Origin of the sequence: Roseateles agri, assembly GCF_034043675.1 — a bacterium.
In the GTDB taxonomy this organism is placed as follows: domain Bacteria; phylum Pseudomonadota; class Gammaproteobacteria; order Burkholderiales; family Burkholderiaceae_C; genus KK5.
This window is the reverse complement of sequence record NZ_JAXCLA010000005.1, coordinates 286,770-303,298: the sequence shown is the minus strand read 5'-3', so window position 1 is coordinate 303,298 and position 16,529 is coordinate 286,770. Positions and strand designations below refer to the sequence as shown.

General features: G+C 68.7%; 17 protein-coding genes. 9 read left to right on the top strand and 8 right to left on the bottom strand.

The window, feature by feature from the left end:
- Window positions 1-8: 8 nt before the first annotated feature.
- Window positions 9-1,352 carry a hypothetical protein gene (locus SNE35_RS16930; protein WP_320424101.1) on the bottom strand — a complete coding sequence of 448 codons (1,344 nt, stop codon included), beginning with the start codon at window positions 1,350-1,352 and terminating at the stop codon, window positions 9-11.
- 84 nt (window positions 1,353-1,436) lie between these two features.
- Here SNE35_RS16930 and SNE35_RS16925 point away from each other — a divergent pair, with 84 nt between their 5' ends.
- Both SNE35_RS16925 and SNE35_RS16920 read left to right on the top strand, forming a co-directional pair.
- Window positions 1,437-2,786, top strand: a complete 1,350-nt coding sequence (locus tag SNE35_RS16925) for a DUF6445 family protein (protein WP_320424100.1) — start codon at window positions 1,437-1,439, stop codon at window positions 2,784-2,786.
- A gap of 5 nt (window positions 2,787-2,791) precedes the next feature.
- Window positions 2,792-3,298, top strand: coding sequence for a DUF1993 domain-containing protein (locus SNE35_RS16920; RefSeq protein WP_320424362.1), 507 nt, complete (start codon window positions 2,792-2,794; stop codon window positions 3,296-3,298).
- Window positions 3,299-3,343: 45 nt separating this feature from the next.
- Here the strand turns inward: SNE35_RS16920 and SNE35_RS32100 are convergent, their stop codons facing one another.
- From SNE35_RS32100 to SNE35_RS16880, 7 genes are read right to left on the bottom strand one after another with little or no spacing between them, the layout of a single operon-like run.
- On the bottom strand, window positions 3,344-4,225 hold the full coding sequence (locus tag SNE35_RS32100; protein ID WP_431312758.1) for a PEP-CTERM sorting domain-containing protein: 882 nt from the start codon (window positions 4,223-4,225) through the stop codon (window positions 3,344-3,346).
- 38 nt (window positions 4,226-4,263) lie between these two features.
- Window positions 4,264-4,767 (bottom strand): Dps family protein, encoded by a 504-nt coding sequence (locus SNE35_RS16905; RefSeq protein WP_320424099.1) that lies wholly within the window; start codon window positions 4,765-4,767, stop codon window positions 4,264-4,266.
- 36 nt (window positions 4,768-4,803) lie between these two features.
- Window positions 4,804-5,610: a quinoprotein dehydrogenase-associated SoxYZ-like carrier gene (locus SNE35_RS16900; protein WP_320424098.1), complete on the bottom strand. Its 807-nt coding sequence runs from the start codon at window positions 5,608-5,610 to the stop codon at window positions 4,804-4,806.
- A gap of 4 nt (window positions 5,611-5,614) precedes the next feature.
- The gene (locus SNE35_RS16895; protein ID WP_320424097.1) at window positions 5,615-6,541 is read right to left on the bottom strand and encodes a quinoprotein relay system zinc metallohydrolase 2; all 927 of its coding nucleotides are present in this window, start codon (window positions 6,539-6,541) and stop codon (window positions 5,615-5,617) included.
- Window positions 6,542-6,548: 7 nt separating this feature from the next.
- Entirely contained in the window at window positions 6,549-7,553 is a 1,005-nt protein-coding gene (locus SNE35_RS16890) for a sulfurtransferase (protein ID WP_320424096.1), read from the bottom strand.
- Window positions 7,554-7,609: 56 nt separating this feature from the next.
- Window positions 7,610-9,490, bottom strand: a complete 1,881-nt coding sequence (feoB, locus tag SNE35_RS16885; RefSeq protein ID WP_320424095.1) for a ferrous iron transporter B — start codon at window positions 9,488-9,490, stop codon at window positions 7,610-7,612.
- On the bottom strand, window positions 9,487-9,738 hold the full coding sequence (locus SNE35_RS16880) for a FeoA family protein (RefSeq protein WP_320424094.1): 252 nt from the start codon (window positions 9,736-9,738) through the stop codon (window positions 9,487-9,489). Before SNE35_RS16880 ends, feoB begins: the two co-directional genes overlap by 4 nt.
- Window positions 9,739-9,888: 150 nt before the next feature.
- On the opposite strand from SNE35_RS16880, the gene SNE35_RS16875 reads away from it, so the two are divergent.
- Genes SNE35_RS16875 through deoC form a run of 7 tightly spaced genes read left to right on the top strand, consistent with a single transcriptional unit; the run spans window position 9,889 to window position 16,526 of the window.
- A complete protein-coding gene (locus SNE35_RS16875; RefSeq protein ID WP_320424093.1) occupies window positions 9,889-10,878 on the top strand; it encodes a BMP family lipoprotein in 990 nt (329 codons plus the stop codon).
- On the top strand, window positions 10,866-12,407 hold the full coding sequence (locus SNE35_RS16870; protein WP_320424092.1) for an ABC transporter ATP-binding protein: 1,542 nt from the start codon (window positions 10,866-10,868) through the stop codon (window positions 12,405-12,407). The genes SNE35_RS16875 and SNE35_RS16870 overlap by 13 nt, the downstream gene beginning before the upstream one ends.
- Window positions 12,404-13,507 carry an ABC transporter permease gene (locus SNE35_RS16865; protein ID WP_320424091.1) on the top strand — a complete coding sequence of 368 codons (1,104 nt, stop codon included), beginning with the start codon at window positions 12,404-12,406 and terminating at the stop codon, window positions 13,505-13,507. The genes SNE35_RS16870 and SNE35_RS16865 overlap by 4 nt, the downstream gene beginning before the upstream one ends.
- Window positions 13,500-14,474, top strand: a complete 975-nt coding sequence (locus SNE35_RS16860) for an ABC transporter permease (RefSeq protein WP_320424090.1) — start codon at window positions 13,500-13,502, stop codon at window positions 14,472-14,474. Before SNE35_RS16865 ends, SNE35_RS16860 begins: the two co-directional genes overlap by 8 nt.
- Entirely contained in the window at window positions 14,474-14,917 is a 444-nt protein-coding gene (gene cdd, locus SNE35_RS16855; RefSeq protein ID WP_320424089.1) for a cytidine deaminase, read from the top strand. Before SNE35_RS16860 ends, cdd begins: the two co-directional genes overlap by 1 nt.
- On the top strand, window positions 14,914-15,759 hold the full coding sequence (locus SNE35_RS16850) for a purine-nucleoside phosphorylase (RefSeq protein WP_320424088.1): 846 nt from the start codon (window positions 14,914-14,916) through the stop codon (window positions 15,757-15,759). The genes cdd and SNE35_RS16850 overlap by 4 nt, the downstream gene beginning before the upstream one ends.
- The gene (deoC, locus tag SNE35_RS16845) at window positions 15,756-16,526 is read left to right on the top strand and encodes a deoxyribose-phosphate aldolase (RefSeq protein ID WP_320424087.1); all 771 of its coding nucleotides are present in this window, start codon (window positions 15,756-15,758) and stop codon (window positions 16,524-16,526) included. Before SNE35_RS16850 ends, deoC begins: the two co-directional genes overlap by 4 nt.
- Window positions 16,527-16,529 lie beyond the last annotated feature (3 nt).

Genomic DNA, 16,529 nt, shown 5'->3' with positions numbered 1-16,529 from the left:
CAGGCGGTTCAGGCGGCGTAGCTCGAGGCCAGGCGGCCGGCCATGTCATGCAGCCGCGCCGTCAGCGTGGAGCGCACGGCGGTGTCGACGAAGCCGTTGGCATCGATGTCGGCGACCAGTTCGTCGGTCTCCACGAACTCCAGGTATTCGTCGACGATCTCGCGCGCCTGCAGGTGCAACTGCTGGCGGGCCTGCGGCGTGGCGGCGTTCAGCGCCTCGTCGAGCTTGTCGATCAGGCGCTCGTCGAGCACGTCGAGCATCTCGTAGAGCGTCTTCGCGCCGACCTCGATGTCGGCGAAGTCGGACTCGTCCTTGCAGCGGGCGAGGATCTCGGCCTCCAGCTTGCGCAGGTCGGCCTGCACCGCCTTGCGGGTCTGGTCCCAGGCCAGGCGGGTCTGCGTGAAGGCGACGAAGGACGCGGGCTTGGCCCCGCCTGCGGCAGTGGCGGCCGGGGTTTCGTTGATCAGCTTCTCCAGCCGGTCCAGCGCCTGCAGCGCTGCCTGGAACTGATGCACCTCCGCCTTGTCGATGGCGAAGCCATGCAGCGCCAGCAGCTTGGCCTCCATCTCGGGGTTGCGGCGCAGCGCCTGGCGGTAGGGTTCGTCCAGCGCCTCGAAGCGCGCCATGTAGGTGGCGAGCAGCGGGTCGTCCGCTTCGGCGCCGCCGCCGCTTTCTTCTTCCTCGCCGTCCGATTCGCTCTCCTCGCCGAAGCGCAGCGTGATCCGCGTGCGCAGGCCGGTCTGGTCGAACACCGCCTGCTTGAGCCTCTTCGAGAGCCCGCCCGGCGAGCTGTCGAGCTGGAACTCCAGCTGGCCGGAGGCACCGGTGCACTGAGCCATGAGGTACTTGATGCCGCTGGTCTCCTGCAGGTACTCGGCCAGCAGCTTGCGGCGCGCGGGCGAGATCGCGCGGCGCGAGATCAGCACGGCGGTCTTCTTCGAGGTGACGGCGATCAGCGCGGGCATCGTGGTCTCGCCCTTCTGCAACGTGCGCACCAGCGGGATCATTGCGCTCGTCAGCAGGGTCGGGCTGTCGGCCTCCTCGTCCTCGGCATTCCCCGCGTGGGCTTCGGACTTCTGCAGCTTCTCCGCCTCGTCCAGCAGCTCGTAGAGCTTGTCCTTGGCCTGGCCGAAGAGCTTGTCGCCCAGCCCCTTCTTGGCCTTGACGAGCAGCGCGACTTGCTTCTTCACCTGATCGACGATGCCTTCCAGCGCCGCGCTGCGGGCCTCGTGCTGCTTCTCGTCGCACTTGTCGAACTTCTCTAGCGCCTTGAGCAGTGCGCCGTCGTCCAGGCTCAGCTTGTTCTTCTTCGTGAAGGTGACCCAGACTTCCTTGCTCAGCTTCTCGGCCATGTGGCGTCCCCCGTTGTCGATGCCGGCGCATTGTTGCGCCGATTCGCCATTTCGCGCAGCGGCAATCGCTATAGTCCCGTTCCCGTGAAGCAGCAGAACCGGCCCCGAACTCCTCCCGTCGACACCCGCGCCGGCGACCCGCAGCGCTTGCTGGACGAAGGCCGCAGGCTGCATGCGCAAGGTCGCGTGCAGGACGCCTTCGCCCGCTACCAGGCGGCGCTGATCGCCGCGCCGGATGATGCGGACGCGATGCAGCTGCTGGGCCTGGCCTACCTGGGTCTCGGCCAGGGGCAGGTGGGCATCGCCTTTGTGCGGCGTGCGGTGGAGCGCCGGCCCGGGTCGGCCGAGTTCCGCGCCAACCTGGCGAACGCCGAGCTGCAACTGGGCCGGCCCGCCGAAGCGCTGGCGCAGATGGCCCAGGCCTGCCTGCTGCAGCCGGCCGATGGGCGGCTGCGTGCCTCGCTGGCCGACATGCATCTGCGCCTGGGTGCTAACGACGAGGCCGAGCGGCACCTGGAAGCCGCCGTGGCGCTCGACGGCACGCAGGCCGCCTGGCACGAGACGCTGGCGCAACTGCGTTACCGCCGCTGGGCGCTGGACGAGGCGCTGGCAAGCGCGGAACGGGCGCGAGCGTTGTCGCCGGCCATCGCGCCGCGGCTGAACATCGGCTGGGCCCGTGCCAGCGGGCCGGCGCCCGATGCGGCCGCCGTCGCAGCGCAGCTTCGATCGCTAGCGGACAGCCTCGACGGTGCCGCGCTGATCGAGGCCAGCGCCGCGCGAGACCTGGTCGTCATCGATGATTTCCTGCCCGACCCGCTTGCCTTCCGCGATGAGGCCCTGCGCCTGTGCGCGGCGCAGGCGGCGGCCGGCGGCACGGCCTTCGACGGCAACTTCCCCGGTGTGCAGACGCCGGCGCTGCCCAGCCAGCCGACGATGCGGCACATCGCCCAGGCGCTGGGTCGCGACGTGAAATGGAACTCGCTGGACAACGGCGCGCTGCGCGTGAGCCTGGCCCATGATGCGGCGCGTGCCGACGTGCACGTGGACAATCCGACCCTGACGGACATCTTCGGCGGCGTGCTCTACCTGAGCCTGCCCGAGCACTGCCAGGGCGGCACGCGCTTCTACCGCCACCGCGCCAGCGGCTGGGAGCGCCGGCCGGCGCTGGAGGAGCTGAAGGCCAAGAGTTTCGCCTCCTTCCTCGACTTCCAGAAGCGCAGCCTGCCGGCCAACCGCAAGATGAGCTTCGACGAGTGGCTGCAGCGCCGCGAAGCCACCTGGGAAGCGCTGTTCGAGATCCCGATGCGCTTCAATCGGCTGATCCTGTTCCGCAGCGATTTCTTCCACTCGATCACCGAGCTGTTCGGCGACCGGATGGAGAACGGCCGGCTGGTGCAGCTGTTCCACTTCGAGGGCCGGCCGTCAGGCGGGTGACCGTGATGAAGGTCTCGCTGTTCGATGCCTCGGTGCCGGTTTTCCAGCGCTACCTCGAACGCCTGGCCGGCCTTGTCGATGCGGCCGAGGCCCATGACGAAGCGCTGCTGCAGGCGCGGCTGGCGCCCGACATGCTGTCTTTCGCCACGCAGGTCGTCATCGCCGCCAATTTCACGCTGCGCGCCTGCTTCCCGCTGGCGGGCCGAGAGCTGCCACCGTATGGCGAGTTCCCCGCGACCTGCGCCGGCCTGCGCCAGCACATCGCACACGCGGCGGCCTTGCTCGCGTCACTGACGCGCGAAGAGTTCGAGCGGGCTGATGCCTCGCGCCTGATCGAGAGTCGCGCCGGAGAGGCCGTTGTCGAGCTAGCGCCGCCGGCCTTCCTCCTGCAGTACGCGCTGCCGAACTTCTTCTTCCATCTCAGCACGGCTTACGCGATCCTGCGTGAGCAGGGAGTCGCGCTTGGCAAAGCGCATTTCGACGGTTTCCACGTCTACGGTTCTGCTACCTAGCAGTCACGGACGTGGAGATCGTTGCGGCATCGCCTTCGACGGGCGCTAGCCCGCGCGGTAGAACATTGACTTCTTGCGCCGTGCGAACGCAGTCAACAGCCCCAGTCCCATCAGCGTCATGGCGTAGGTCGAAGGCTCGGCGACCGGGGCAGCCTCGATGGTGGCGCTGTAGGCCATGCTGAGGGTCGGGTTGGCGGACAGGATGCTCCAGGGGGTGCTCAAGCTCAGCGGATCAACGCCGTTCGAGTCCTTGAAGCGCAAGGCGCCTGGCAGTCCGTCGTTCCAGCCGGAAATTCCGAACGAAAACGCCTGGGTCGGGTTGCTCACGCCCGCCACCGTCAGATAGGCGATGTAGGTGCCGGCGGCAAGGCTGGTGTCGATGCCGTTGAAGGCAAACTCCTTGATGACATTGGGTCCTTCGCTCGGGTCGTAGTTGTAGGCGACGGTTGGGCTCGTGTAGAGCGCGGGGCCGACGGCCTTGCTGCCATCCCAACCGGCAATGACCAGCTGGAGGTTTCCGGAGATGGGCTCAGGAAGGGTGGAATTGAAGGAATTCCCACCGAAGAAGGACCACGCCGTCAAGGTGCCAGCGGCGGTCGTGAAGGTCTGGCCGACGCTTGTCGAGCCGTAGGGTGCAGTACCCAGGCAGCAACTGGCAGTCGTGAACGGGTTGTAGTAAATGGTTGCGGACGCAAGGCTGCAGACCAGGCTGAGCAATGTGGCAGCGGCGGCTTGATTTGGCTTTGGGACGATCACGAAGACTGCTCCTCTGACGGTTGAGAGACGTTGACGTGAAACGACCGTGGCGTTTGTCGTCTGGCTCCACCGCCGGGCGGTGAAGATCTTGCCGATGCTGGCCGGCGTGTTTCGGCGATCGAATCGCCCGGTCGGAACGAGCTGGCGGTTCGACTCGTTGACGCCGGCCACAGACGCGTAGTTCTGCCGCGCAGACTCCTAGGCCTGGCTCATTCCTCCAGCAGGCTGCGCAGCATCCAGGCGGTCTGCTCGTGGATGGCCAGGCGCTGGGTCAGCAGGTCGGCGGTGGGCTGGTCGTCGGCCTTGTCGACGGCGGGGAACAGCTCGCGGGCGGTGCGGGCCACGCCCTCGTGGCCTTCGACGAGGATGCGGATCATGTCCATCGCCTTCGGCGGGGTGGACGGCGCGTCCTTCAGCGAGCTCAGCGAGGCGAACTGCGCGTAGGAGCCCGGTGCGGCATGGCCCAGCGAGCGGATGCGCTCGGCGATCGGGTCGACGGCGTTCCACAGCTCGGTGTACTGGGCCATGAACATCGCGTGCAGCGAGTTGAACATCGGGCCGACGACGTTCCAGTGGAAGTTGTGCGTCGTCAGGTAGAGCGTGTAGGTATCGGCAAGCAGCCGGGACAGGCCCTGGGCGATCGCGCTGCGGTCCTTGTCGCTGATGCCGATGTTGATGCCGGCGGTCTTCGGGGCGGGGGTCTTCTTGGCCATGAGGTCCTTTGGGGGTGAATTCAGTGCAAGTGTGGCTCAAAGGCGCTGGGTCGCCTCGAAGCGCTTGTCGTGCGAGTCCTCGATCTCGGCCTTCAGCACGCCGCCGCCGGCCTGCGGCACGACGTAGAAGCGGAAGTTCGGGTTCTCGCTGATCGAGATGTCGAGATCGGCGTCCATCACGCGCTGGCCGCCGTAGCTGACGTTGATGCGGCGCACGTAGTGCGAGGGCGCGTACTGGCGCGTCGCCTGGTCCATTGCGAGGCCGCTGTTGTTCGGGTGGCTGATCATCAGCTGCACGAGATTGGGCTGGCCGTCCACCAGCGCGCCGGCGTGCAGGAACTTCATGCGGCCGAGCGTGGCCTGCGCCTCGGCCGGGTCCTTGGTGGCCGGCGCCGAGCAGCCGCCGGAAGCCTTGACCCACTGGCTGGCCATGTGCAGGCTGCCGTCGTTCATCTCGGCCACGGCGCGGACGTAGCCGTAGTCGTTGATGCGCACGCGGGTCTCGATGTCGGCGCGGCCGCTGCGGGGCGTGAAGTGGAAGACGCCGGCGATCGGCGAGGGATTGTTGTCGATGATCAGGTAGACCGCGTCGATGTACTTCTGCGCGGACTGCTCGACCTGCGTGCGGATCGCCAGCGGTACGACGGCGGCGTCCTCGGCGCGCACGGGTGCTTCCAGCACCAGCACCGAATCGGCCGCGGCGATGGGGCGTTTGCCGAACAGGCTGGGGCGGATCTTGTCCCAGACGGCGTTGGCGTCGGCGTCGTCGGGTGTCTTGATCTGGGCGAGGGCCGAGGCCGGCAGGGTGCTCAGCAGGATGGCGCGTCGGGTCAGCTTCATCATGGTTTCAGTCTTCCCATTCCAGCTCCGCGAACGCAGCGGTGACGTTGCGCTTGTGGAACTGATCCACCAGAAGCCAGGACGATGCGCCGTCGCAGGGCACCGTGTCAACCGCCTTTTGCAGCGGAAGCCCCGCCTTGATCGCAGCGCGCACATCGCGTTGCAGCGCCTGCAGGTAGCGCGTCTGCGCATCGAGTGCGGCGGGCCAGTCGCGGCTGATCGGGCCGTGGCCCGGCACGGCCAGCGCCACGTCGCGGCGCGCGTGCAGCGTGTCCATCACGGCGAGCCAGCCGCGCAGCTTGCCGTCCAGCACCGGCAGGTGGCCGGCGAACAGCAGGTCGCCGAGGATCAGCGTCTTCGTCTGCTCGTCGTAGACGCTGAGGTCGTTGTCGGTATGAGCAGTGGGCCAGGCTTCGATGCGCAGCGTGCGGCCACCGAGGTCCAGCTGCAGCGGCTTGTCCGGCGTGGCGGTGAGGGCGGGCGTCACGAAGTCGGCCGCCGCCAGGTGCTGGCCGAAATCGCGTTCGACGGTGTGCTCTATGTAGTCCTCGCGCGCCGTCTGCGCGGCGGCGAAGCGGGCGCTGGCGACGAAGCGGGTGTCCGGCCCGGCGAAGGCGGCATTGCCCAGCATGTGGTCCACGTGGGCGTGGGTCAGGATCACGTAGCAGACGGGCAGCTTCGTGCGCTGCGCGACGGCCTCGCGCCAGCCGCGGCCGACGGCCGGGCTGCCGCCGGTGTCCACCACCGCGGCGCAGCGCGTGCCGGTGATGAGGACGAGATTGGCGATGTCGCCGTTGTTGGCAGGCAGCCAGTCTTCCTGGACACCGGAGTGCAGGTAGATGCCGGCGGCGATCTGGGTCGACGGCAGCGGCGCGGCGCCGGCCGCGAAGCTGGCGATGAAAAGCAGCAGGCCGGGCAGCAGCCGCTTCATCATGATGGCGTCAGGGCTTGGTCGCGGTCTTCGGCGCCGCCATTTCCTTCTCCATCGCATCGAGCCGCTTCTGCAGCGCGCCGAGCTTGCCCTGCAGCATGCCGACGTTGACGAAGCTGACGTCCTCGGCCGGCGCGGCCAGCGTGTTGCCGTAGCCGAGCCAGGAGGAGTCGTAGACCTTGACCTTCTTGAAGCCGATCTCCTGCAGCACCGTGGCCGTCTCGGAGGCGCGCACGCCGCTCTGGCAGTAGACGATGGTCTCCTTGTCCGGATCGAGCTTGGAATAGAGCGCGCGCAACTCGTCCGCGCTCTTCAGGTTCATGCCGTCCTTGTTGGCGACCTGCTTCTTCTCGAAGCGGGCGCTGGCGTCGGGGTCGACCCAGTTCTCCAGGTAGTTGATCGGGATCGCGCCGGGGATGTGGCCGCCGCGGATCGCGCGGATGTCCTCGCCGCGGAACTCGGCGGGCGTCCGCACGTCGAGGATCTGCACCGACGGATCGTGCAGCTTGGCGACCACCTCGCGCGTGTCGGCCAGCAGTTCGGGCCTGACGCCGAGTTTCAGCGTTACGGGGTGCGGCGCCGGGGTCTCGGCGCTGAGCGGCTTGCCGGCTGCGGCCCAGTCGTCGATGCCGCCGTGATAGATGCGGGCGCTCTGGCCGCCGAGGTACTGCAAGGTCACCAGCGCGAAGTAGACGTTGGGGCTGCCCTTGGGGCCGTAGACGATCACTTCGCGCGCCGGGTCGATGCCGGCGGCGCCCAGCGTGCGCTCGATCTGCGGCAGCGGCAGGTAGTCCTCGGTGTTCTCGTTGCGCAGCGAGGCGGTGACGTCGTCGATGTTGACGGCGCCGGGGATGTGGCCCTGGCGGTAGGCGCCGGTGGGGCGCACGTCCCAGACGATCGCGCCGCGCTTGAGCGCGCCTTCCACCTCGGCGGTGTCGACGATGGTGCCGGTGGCGCCGGCATGGATGGGCAGGGTGGCCAGGGCAAGCAGCAGGGCCGGGAACATGGGCTTCATCGCTCGGTCTCCAATTTTGAGACCGACGATACCAAAGAGCCCGGCCGGGCGCCTGCTCAGCCGAGCAGCCAGGTGGCGACGCGGAAGGTGATGAACGAGGCCAGGTAGGCCAGGCCGAACAGGTAGGCCAGCATGATCGCCGGCATCTTCAGGCCGCCGGTCTCGCGCCGCACGGCGGCCAGGGTGGACAGGCACTGCGGCGCGAACACGTACCAGGCCAGCAGCGACAGCGCCGTCGGCAGGCTCCAGCTCGAAGCGATCAACGGGGTCAGGGCTTGCGCGGCGTCCTCGCCGGCGGCCGACAGCGCGTAGACGGTGCCCAGCGAGCTGATCGCGACTTCGCGCGCCGCCATGCCGGGCACCAGGGCCAGGCTGATCTGCCAGTTGAAGCCGATCGGCGCCAGCAGGTGCGACAGGCCGCGGCCGATCCAGCCGGCGATGCTGTACTCGATCGGCGCGCCGGTGGCACCCGGAGGGGCACCCGGGAAGCTGGACAGCGCCCACAGCACGATCGTCATCGTCAGGATCACGCCGCCGACGCGCTTTACGAAGATCTCGGTGCGTTGCCACAGGCCGATCGCGATGCTGCGTGCATGGGGCCAGTGGTAGATCGGCAGTTCCATCATCAGCGGCCGAACCTGCGAGCCCGCGCTGGTGAAACGCTTGAGGACCCAGGCCACGGCGAAGGCGCCGACGATGCCGACGAGGTACAGGCCGAACAGCACCAGGCCCTGCAGCTCCAGCCCGCCCCAGACCTCGCGCTGCGGGATGAAGGCGCCGATCAGCAGCGCGTAGACCGGCAGCCGGGCGGAGCAGGTCATCATCGGCGCGATCATGATGGTGACCAGCCGGTCGCGCGGGTTGGCGATCGAGCGGGTGGCCATGATGCCGGGGATGGCGCAGGCGAAGCTGGACAGCAGCGGGATGAAGCTGCGGCCCGAGAGGCCCACGCTGCCCATCAGCCGGTCCAGCAGGAAGGCCGCGCGCGGCAGGTAGCCGGATTCCTCGAGCAGCAGGATGAAGAAGAACAGGATCAGGATCTGCGGCAGGAACACCAGCACCGCGCCGCAGCCGGCGATGATGCCGTCCACCAGCAGGCTGCGCAGCAATCCTTCGGGCAGGTAGCCCGAGATCGTCTGCCCCAGCCAGTCGACGGCGGCCTTGATCGCGTCCATCGGCGGCTCGGCCCAGGAGAACACCGCCTGGAACAGCAGGAACAGCACGACCATCAGGATGATCGGCCCCGCCACCGGGTGCAGCAGCACGCGGTCGACGCGGTCGCTGGGCAGGTGGGGCAGGTGGCGGTCGAGGCCCAGGCGCTTCAGCAGGTCGCGCACGGTGGCGTGGTCGGCTTCCTGGCTGCTGCTGGAGGCGGTGACGACGCCTTCGCGGGTGGTCCAGACTTCGGGCCGGTCCAGCAGGGCCTTCAGCTCGTCGATGCCTTCGCCCTTGGTCGCGATCGTGCGCACGACCGGCACGCCGAGTTCGCGCGAGAGCGCGTCGACGTCGATCGAAAGGCCGCGGCTGGCGGCCAGGTCGGCCATGTTCAGCGCGATCACGACCGGCAGGCCCTGGCGCTTGACGGCCAGCACCAGGCGCAGGTTGCGGCGCAGGTTGGTCGCATCGAGCACGCAGACGACCAGGTCCGGCTTCTTCTCGCCGCGGGCGCGGCCGGCGAGCACATCGCAGGTGACGCGCTCGTCCGGGCTGCGCGGGTGCAGGCTGTAGGTGCCGGGCAGGTCCAGCAGGCGCAGCGTCTTGCCGGCGGCGCTCTTCAGGCGGCCTTCCTTGCGCTCGACGGTGACGCCGGCGTAGTTGGCGACCTTCTGGTTGGAGCCGGTGAGCCGGTTGAAGAGGGCGGTCTTGCCGCAGTTCGGGTTGCCGACCAGGGCCAGCAGCTTGCCTGCGGGATGCAGGTGGATGACTGATTCCGTCATTTCGTAACCGCCACGCACTCCGCTTCGGCGCGACGCAGCGCGAAGGTCGATTGCCCGATCCGCACGACCAGCGGGTCGGCGCCCGGTAGGCCCTTGGCCATCACGCAGACCGGCTCGCCGGCGAGGAAGCCCAGTTCCTCCAGCCACTCGGCCCATTCCGGGGCGTATTCGGGAGCGGAGACGCTGCGTACGAAGAGGGCGTCGCCGATGGCGGCCTGCGCAAGACTTGCGGGAACGGGACTGAGCATGGCGAAGGACGAGGCTTGCTTTGCAATCGAGAATTATTCGCATCATTGTAGTGCGAGGGCACGACCCTTGCGTGCCCCAGGTTTCTTACAATGCGCCGCCCTGGCCGCCGTCTTCGGGCCCGAGCCCGACTAACCCAACCTGCATCCGCCATGACCCAGATTGCTTTGCCGATCCTTCGTTCCGCGTTGACCGCCGCGGCCCTGTCCGCCGCCGCGCTGGCCGCCCAGGCCCAGCCCGCCGTCATCTTCGACATGGGCGGCAAGTTCGACAAGTCGTTCAACCAGTCGGCCTATGACGGCGCCGAGCGCTGGAAGAAGGAAACCGGCAAGGACTACCTGCAGTTCGAGATCAGCAACGAGACCCAGCGCGTGCAGGCGATCCGCCGCATGGCCGAGCGCGGCGCCAGCCCGATCATCTCGATCGGCTTCTCGCAGCAGTCGGCGCTGGAACAGGTGGCCAAGGAATTCCCGAAGGCGCACTTCGCGATCGTCGACGCGGTCGTCAACCAGCCGAACGTCGCCTCGATCCTGTTCAAGGAGCAGGAGGGCAGCTACCTCGTCGGCGCGATGGCGGCGCTGACCAGCAAGACCGGCAAGGTCGGCTTCGTCGGCGGCATGGACATCCCGCTGATCCGCAAGTTCCAGTGCGGCTATGAGCAGGGCGCCAAGGCGGCGAACCCCAAGGTCGAGGTCACGTCCAACATGACCGGCACGACCTCTTCCGCCTGGGCCGACCCGACACGCGGCGGTGAGCTGACGCGTGCGCAGTTCGCCAAGGGCGTGGACGTGGTCTTCGCCGCCGCTGGCGGCACCGGCATGGGCGTCTACCAGGCGGCCAAGGATGCCGGCAAGCTGGCCATTGGCGTGGACAGCAACCAGAACCACGTGCAGCCCGGCACGATGCTGACCTCGATGGTCAAGCGCGTGGACGTGGCCGTCTACAACCTGATGAAGGAATGGAAGCCCGGCCTCAACGTGCTGGGCCTGAAGGAGAACGGCGTCGACTACGCGATGGACGAGAACAACGCCAAGCTGGTCACGCCCGCGGTGAAGGCCAAGGCCGATGCGCTGAAGGCCGAGATCGTCGCCGGCAAGATCAAGGTTGCCGACTACATGGCCGACAACGCGTGCAAGTTCTGACCGCACCGGCCGTCCGGCTGCGCGACATTTCCAAGCGCTTCGGCGCGGTCCAGGCCAATCGCGGGGTCAGCCTCGATGTGATGCCGGGCACCGTTCATGGCCTGATCGGCGAGAACGGTGCAGGCAAGAGCACGCTGATGGCGATCCTCTACGGCTACTACCAGGCCGATTCGGGAACGATCGAGATCGACGGCCAGCCTGCGGCGATCGCGAACTCGCACGAGGCGATCGCCCGAGGCGTCGGCATGGTCCACCAGCACTTCATGCTGGTGGACACGCTCTCCTGCCTGGACAACGTGATGCTCGGCGCCGAGCCCGGCTTCCTGCTGAAGGGCGCGGGCCGCCAGGTGCGCGAGAAGCTCGAGGCGCTGATGCGCGACACCGGCCTGCAGGTGCGCCTGGATTCGCTGGCCGGCGAGCTGCCGGTGGGCGAGCTGCAGCGGCTGGAGATCCTGAAGGCGCTGTACCGCGGCGCGCGCATCCTGATCCTCGACGAGCCTACGGCGGTGCTGACGCCGCAGGAGACGACGCAGCTGTTCGAGACGCTGCGCCGTCTCAAGGCGATGGGCACGACCATCATCCTGATCACGCACAAGCTGAAGGAAGTGATGGCGCTGTGCGACGCGGTGACGGTGATGCGCGCCGGCCAGGTCGTGCAGTCCACGCCGATCGGCGAGACCAGCGCGGAAGACCTGGCCGAGGCGATGGTGGGCCGCAAGGTGCGGCTCGGCCGCGTGGCCACCGAGCATGCCGAGGCACGCGAGGAACGGCTCGTCGCGCAAGACCTGACCCTCCACGGCGCCGCCGGGCTGCCGCTGCTGCGCGGCGTGAGCCTCTCGCTGCGCGCTGGCGAGATCGTCGGCGTGGCCGGCGTCTCCGGCAACGGCCAGAGCGAGCTGCTCGAAGTGCTGGCCGGCATGACGGTGCCGCAGGGCGGCACGCTGACCCTCGGTGCGGCAAGCTTCGCCGCCGGCGCTTGGCTCGATCCGAAGCGCGCCCGCGAGCTGAAGCTGGCTCACGTGCCGGAAGACCGCCACCACTGCGCGATGGTGCTGGATTTCCCCGCCTGGGAGACGGCCGCGCTCGGCTACCAGGACCAGCCGGCCTACGGCCGTGGCATGACGATGAACCATGCGGTCATGCGCGAGCAGACCGCAGCGATGCAGGAGCGCTTCGACGTGCGCCCGCGCAACGTCGACCTCGGCTCGTCCAAGTTCTCCGGTGGCAACCAGCAGAAGCTGATCCTGGCGCGCGAGATCGGCCAGCAGCCGGCGGTGCTGCTGGTGGGCCAGCCGACGCGCGGCGTGGACATCGGCGCGATCGAGTTCATCCACGGCCAACTGCGTGCGCTGCGCGATGCCGGCTGCGCGGTGCTGCTCGTCAGCAGTGAGCTGGACGAGATCCTGGCGCTGGCCGACCGCGTGATCGTGATGTGCGGCGGCCAGGTTACTGGCGAGCTGCCGATCGAGGAATGCGACGAGAAGTCGCTGGGACTGCTGATGGCAGCACAAACGAAAGCGGCCGCATGAGCCAGCCTGTGGTACTTCCAAAATGGATCGACATCGGCCTCTTGCCGTTGTGGAACCTGCTCGTCGCGTTGTTCGTGACGGGGCTCGTGGTGCTGGCGATCGGTCAGAGCCCGTGGCAGGCGCTGTCGGTGCTGGTGCCCGGCGCTTTAGGCAGCCTGCGCGGCATCGGCTACACGCTGTACTACGCCACCACCTTCATCTTCACCGGCCTGGCCGTGGCGGTGGCGGCCAAGGGCGGGCTGTTCAATATCGGCGGAGAGGGGCAGGCGACCTTCGGTGGCCTCGGCGTGGCGCTGGCCGGGCTGTGGCTCGGGCCGCACCTGCCGGCCTGGCTGATGCTGCCGCTGGTGGTCGTGGCCGCAGCGCTGTTCGGCATGGCCTGGGCGGCGGTGCCGGCCTACTTGCAGGCCTGGCGCGGCAGCCACATCGTGATCACGACGATCATGTTCAACTTCCTCTCCGCCACGCTGAACGTCTACCTGCTGGTCAACTGGCTGCGGCCCAAGGGCATCATGGCCGTGGAGAGCGCGGCCTTCGCCGATTCGGCGCGGATGCCGGCGCTGCATGAGCTGGCGCTGAAGTGGTTCGGCGTCGAGCTGCCGTCTTCCCCCTTGAACCTGAGCCTCCTGCTGGCCTTGGCCGCCTGCGTCTTCGTCCACTGGTTCCTGTGGAAGAGCCGGGCGGGCTATGCGCTGCGGGCCGTCGGCAGCGCGCCCCGGGCGGCGCACTACGCGGGCATGAATCCGCGCGTGCAGGTGCTGGTGGCGATGGGCCTGTCCGGCGCGCTGGCGGGCCTGGTGGGCGTCAACGAGATCTCCGGCGTGCAGGGCAAGCTGACCTTGGACTTCGTGGCCGGTGCCGGCTTCACCGGCATCGCCGTCGCGTTGATGGGGCGCAACCATCCGGTCGGCATCGTGCTGGCCTCGTTGCTGTTCGGCGTGCTGTACCAGGGCGGCGTCGAGGTGTCCTTCGACATGCCGGGCTTCAGCCGCGAGATGGTTGTGACGGCGCAGGGCCTGATCGTGCTGTTCGCCGGAGCGATGGCAACGGTCAGCGCGCCGATGTTCGCGAAGCTGTATGGAGCTGTGAAACGTGGATGAGATCCTGATCGGCTCTGTGCTGGCCTCGACGCTGCGGGTGACGACGCCGCTGCTGTTCTGCGCGCTGGCGGGCCTCGTGAGCGAGCGCTCGGGCGTGATCGACATAGGCCTGGAGGGCAAGATGCTCGCGGCCGCCTTCGCCTGCGGCAGTGCTGCCAGCCTCGGCCATTCGGCCGGCATCGGCCTCGCGGCCGGTGTGCTGGTGGCCTGCATCTTCTCGTTGATCCATGGCTTCGCCTGCGTCACGCACCGCGGCGACCAGGTCGTCTCCGGCATCGCGCTGAACATGGTGGCCGCGGGCCTCACCGTGGTGCTGGGCATCGCCTGGTTCGCGCAGGGCGGGCAGACGCCGCCGGTCGACGCCTCGGTGCGCCTGGAGGGCCTGGTGCCGGCCTTCGCCGAGCCCGAGGCGGGCCACTGGCTCCAATCGGTGCTGGGCCATGGCCTGTTGAGCCACAACATCCTGGTCTTCGTCGCCTTCGCGGCGGTGGCCGGCATCTGGTTCCTGCTGGAGCGCACGCGGCCGGGCCTGCGACTGCGCGCCGTTGGCGAGAACCCGGCGATGGTGGATGCGGCCGGCGTGTCCGTCGGCCGGCTGCGTTATGCGGCCCTGCTGATCAACGGGCTTCTCTGTGGCCTGGCCGGCAGCTACCTGGTGCTGGCGCAGAATGCCAACTTCAGCCCGAACATGACGGCAGGTCGCGGCTACATCGCGCTGGCAGCGATGATCTTCGGCAAGTGGAAGCCGCTGCCGACGATGCTGGCCTGTCTGCTGTTCGGCTTTCTCGATGCGGTGGCGATCCGCCTGCAGGGCGTCTCGCTGCCCGCATCCCTTGGCGGGGGAGAAGTACCGGTGCAACTGATCCAGGCCTTGCCCTATCTGCTGACCGTCGTGCTGCTGGCCGGCTTCATCGGCCGGGCGCATGCGCCCAAGGCGCTGGGCCGCCCCTACGTGAAGGAGCGGTGATGGGTGCGGTGATGGACCCCGCCGACCAGGCCTTGCTGCAGGCATCGCTGGCGGCCCGCAAGCACTCGCATTCGCCCTATTCGGGCTATGCCGTGGGCGCGGCCATCCTCGACGAGCAGGGCCGCATCCACGCCGGTGCCAACATCGAGAACGCTGCCTACCCGCAGGGTCTGTGCGCCGAGGCCATCGCACTCGGTGCGATGGTGATGGCCGGCGGCAAGCGTGCCGTGGCCGTGCTGGTCACCGGCCCCGGCCCCGACCTGATCACCCCCTGCGGCGGCTGCCGCCAGAAGCTGCGCGAATTCGCCGGCCCCGGCCTGCGCGTCATCGCCGGCGACCCGGGCGGCATCCGCAGCGAATGGACGCTGGAGGAACTGCTGCCGCACAGCTTCGGCCCGGATCATCTGAACCTGCACCTGAACAACAAGACGACAACAACATGATCGACCACAAGACCCTCGAAGCGCAGATCGAACTGAGCCTGGCCAAGCTGCGTGCGCAGTTCGGCGATACCGCACCGGCCGTGGCCGTGGTGCTCGGCTCCGGCTGGGCCGGCGCCGTCGCGCAGGTGCAGGGCGCCAAGCATCTGGCCTACAGCGAGCTGCCGGCCTTCCCGCAACCACGGGTGGAAGGCCACGTCGGCGAGCTCGTTGTCGGCACGATCGGCGCGCAAGCGGTGGTGATGCTGCGCGGCCGCGCCCACACCTACGAGACCGGCGACTGCACCGGCATGGCCGGCGCGCTGCGCACGCTGGCGCGCTGGGGCGTCAAGGCGCTGGTGCAGACGAATGCCTCCGGCTCGCTGCGCGCGCACAACCCGCCGGGCGCGCTGATGCTGATCTCCGACCACATCAACGCACCACAGCGATCGCCGCTGGTGGGCGAGCCCGGCAGCGAGCGCTTCGTCGACATGAGCGCGGCCTATGACGCCGAACTCCGCCGCCAGGCGATGCAGGTCGCCCGCGCGCAGAACATGGTGCTGACCGAGGGCGTCTACGTCTGGGCGCTGGGCCCGCAATTCGAGACGCCGGCCGAGATCCGCATGTTCGCCGCCTGGGGCGCCGACGCCGTCGGCATGAGCACGGTGCCCGACACCATCCTGGCGCGCCACGCCGGCCTGCGCGTGCTGGGCATTGCGCTGATGACCAATATGGCCGCCGGCCTCTCCGCCGAGGCGCTGACCCATGCGCTGACCTTGCAGCAGGCGGCAGCGTCCAGCGAGCGCGCTGCGTCCTTCCTGGGTGCGGTGGTGGCGAGCCTGGCCGATCTCGAATCGCTGAAGTGAACAACAACAGGACCTTGCATGACGCCGCCCGGCTGGCCCTGGCCTGCCTGGACCTGACGAGCCTGAACGACGCCGACACCGCTGCCGACATCGAGGCGCTGTGCCGCCGCGCGCAAACGGCGCACGGCCCGGTCGCCGCCGTCTGCGTCTGGCCGCGCTTCGTCGCGCAGGCGAGGGCGGCGCTGCCGGCCGGCATCCGCGTGGCGGCGGTCGCCAACTTCCCTGAGGGCGAGGTGGACCTGACGCGTGCGGTCGCCGACATCGAGCTGATCGCGCTGGGCGGCGGCGACGAGGTCGACGTCGTGCTGCCTTATCGCGCCTTGATGGAAGGGCGCCGCGACGAGGTGGCCGAGTTCCTGTCCGAGGTGCGCGAGGCCAGCCGGCCGCTGGTGCTGAAGGTCATCATCGAGAGCGGCGAGCTGAAGACGGCCGAGCTGGTGGCCGAGGCGACGCGGATGGCATTGGCCGCCGGCGCCGACTTCGTCAAGACCAGTACCGGCAAGACGCCGGTGTCGGCCACGCTGCAGGCGGCGGGCGTCATGCTCAAGACGATCGAAGCCAGCGGCATGCGCCACGCCGGCTTCAAGGCCTCCGGCGGCATCCGTACGGTGGCCGATGCGCGCGAATACCTGCAACTGGCCGAGGCGTGGCTGGGTGAGGCCGCGCTGAACCCGCGCCGCCTGCGGATCGGCGCCAGCGGGCTGTTGAACGATATCGAGGCGGTGCTCGGCGGTGGCGCCGGCTCCGTCGAACCTGGCAGTTATTGATCC

Coding starts and splice junctions, on each gene's coding strand:
- SNE35_RS16930 (WP_320424101.1), bottom strand. CDS start 1,352: ATGGCCGAGAAGCTGAGCAAGGAAGTCTGGGTCACCTTCACGAAGAAG.
- SNE35_RS16920 (WP_320424362.1), top strand. CDS start 2,792: ATGAAGGTCTCGCTGTTCGATGCCTCGGTGCCGGTTTTCCAGCGCTAC.
- SNE35_RS16905 (WP_320424099.1), bottom strand. CDS start 4,767: ATGGCCAAGAAGACCCCCGCCCCGAAGACCGCCGGCATCAACATCGGC.
- SNE35_RS16900 (WP_320424098.1), bottom strand. CDS start 5,610: ATGATGAAGCTGACCCGACGCGCCATCCTGCTGAGCACCCTGCCGGCC.
- SNE35_RS16895 (WP_320424097.1), bottom strand. CDS start 6,541: ATGATGAAGCGGCTGCTGCCCGGCCTGCTGCTTTTCATCGCCAGCTTC.
- SNE35_RS16890 (WP_320424096.1), bottom strand. CDS start 7,553: ATGAAGCCCATGTTCCCGGCCCTGCTGCTTGCCCTGGCCACCCTGCCC.
- feoB (WP_320424095.1), bottom strand. CDS start 9,490: ATGACGGAATCAGTCATCCACCTGCATCCCGCAGGCAAGCTGCTGGCC.
- SNE35_RS16880 (WP_320424094.1), bottom strand. CDS start 9,738: ATGCTCAGTCCCGTTCCCGCAAGTCTTGCGCAGGCCGCCATCGGCGAC.
- SNE35_RS16875 (WP_320424093.1), top strand. CDS start 9,889: ATGACCCAGATTGCTTTGCCGATCCTTCGTTCCGCGTTGACCGCCGCG.
- SNE35_RS16865 (WP_320424091.1), top strand. CDS start 12,404: ATGAGCCAGCCTGTGGTACTTCCAAAATGGATCGACATCGGCCTCTTG.
- cdd (WP_320424089.1), top strand. CDS start 14,474: ATGGGTGCGGTGATGGACCCCGCCGACCAGGCCTTGCTGCAGGCATCG.
- SNE35_RS16850 (WP_320424088.1), top strand. CDS start 14,914: ATGATCGACCACAAGACCCTCGAAGCGCAGATCGAACTGAGCCTGGCC.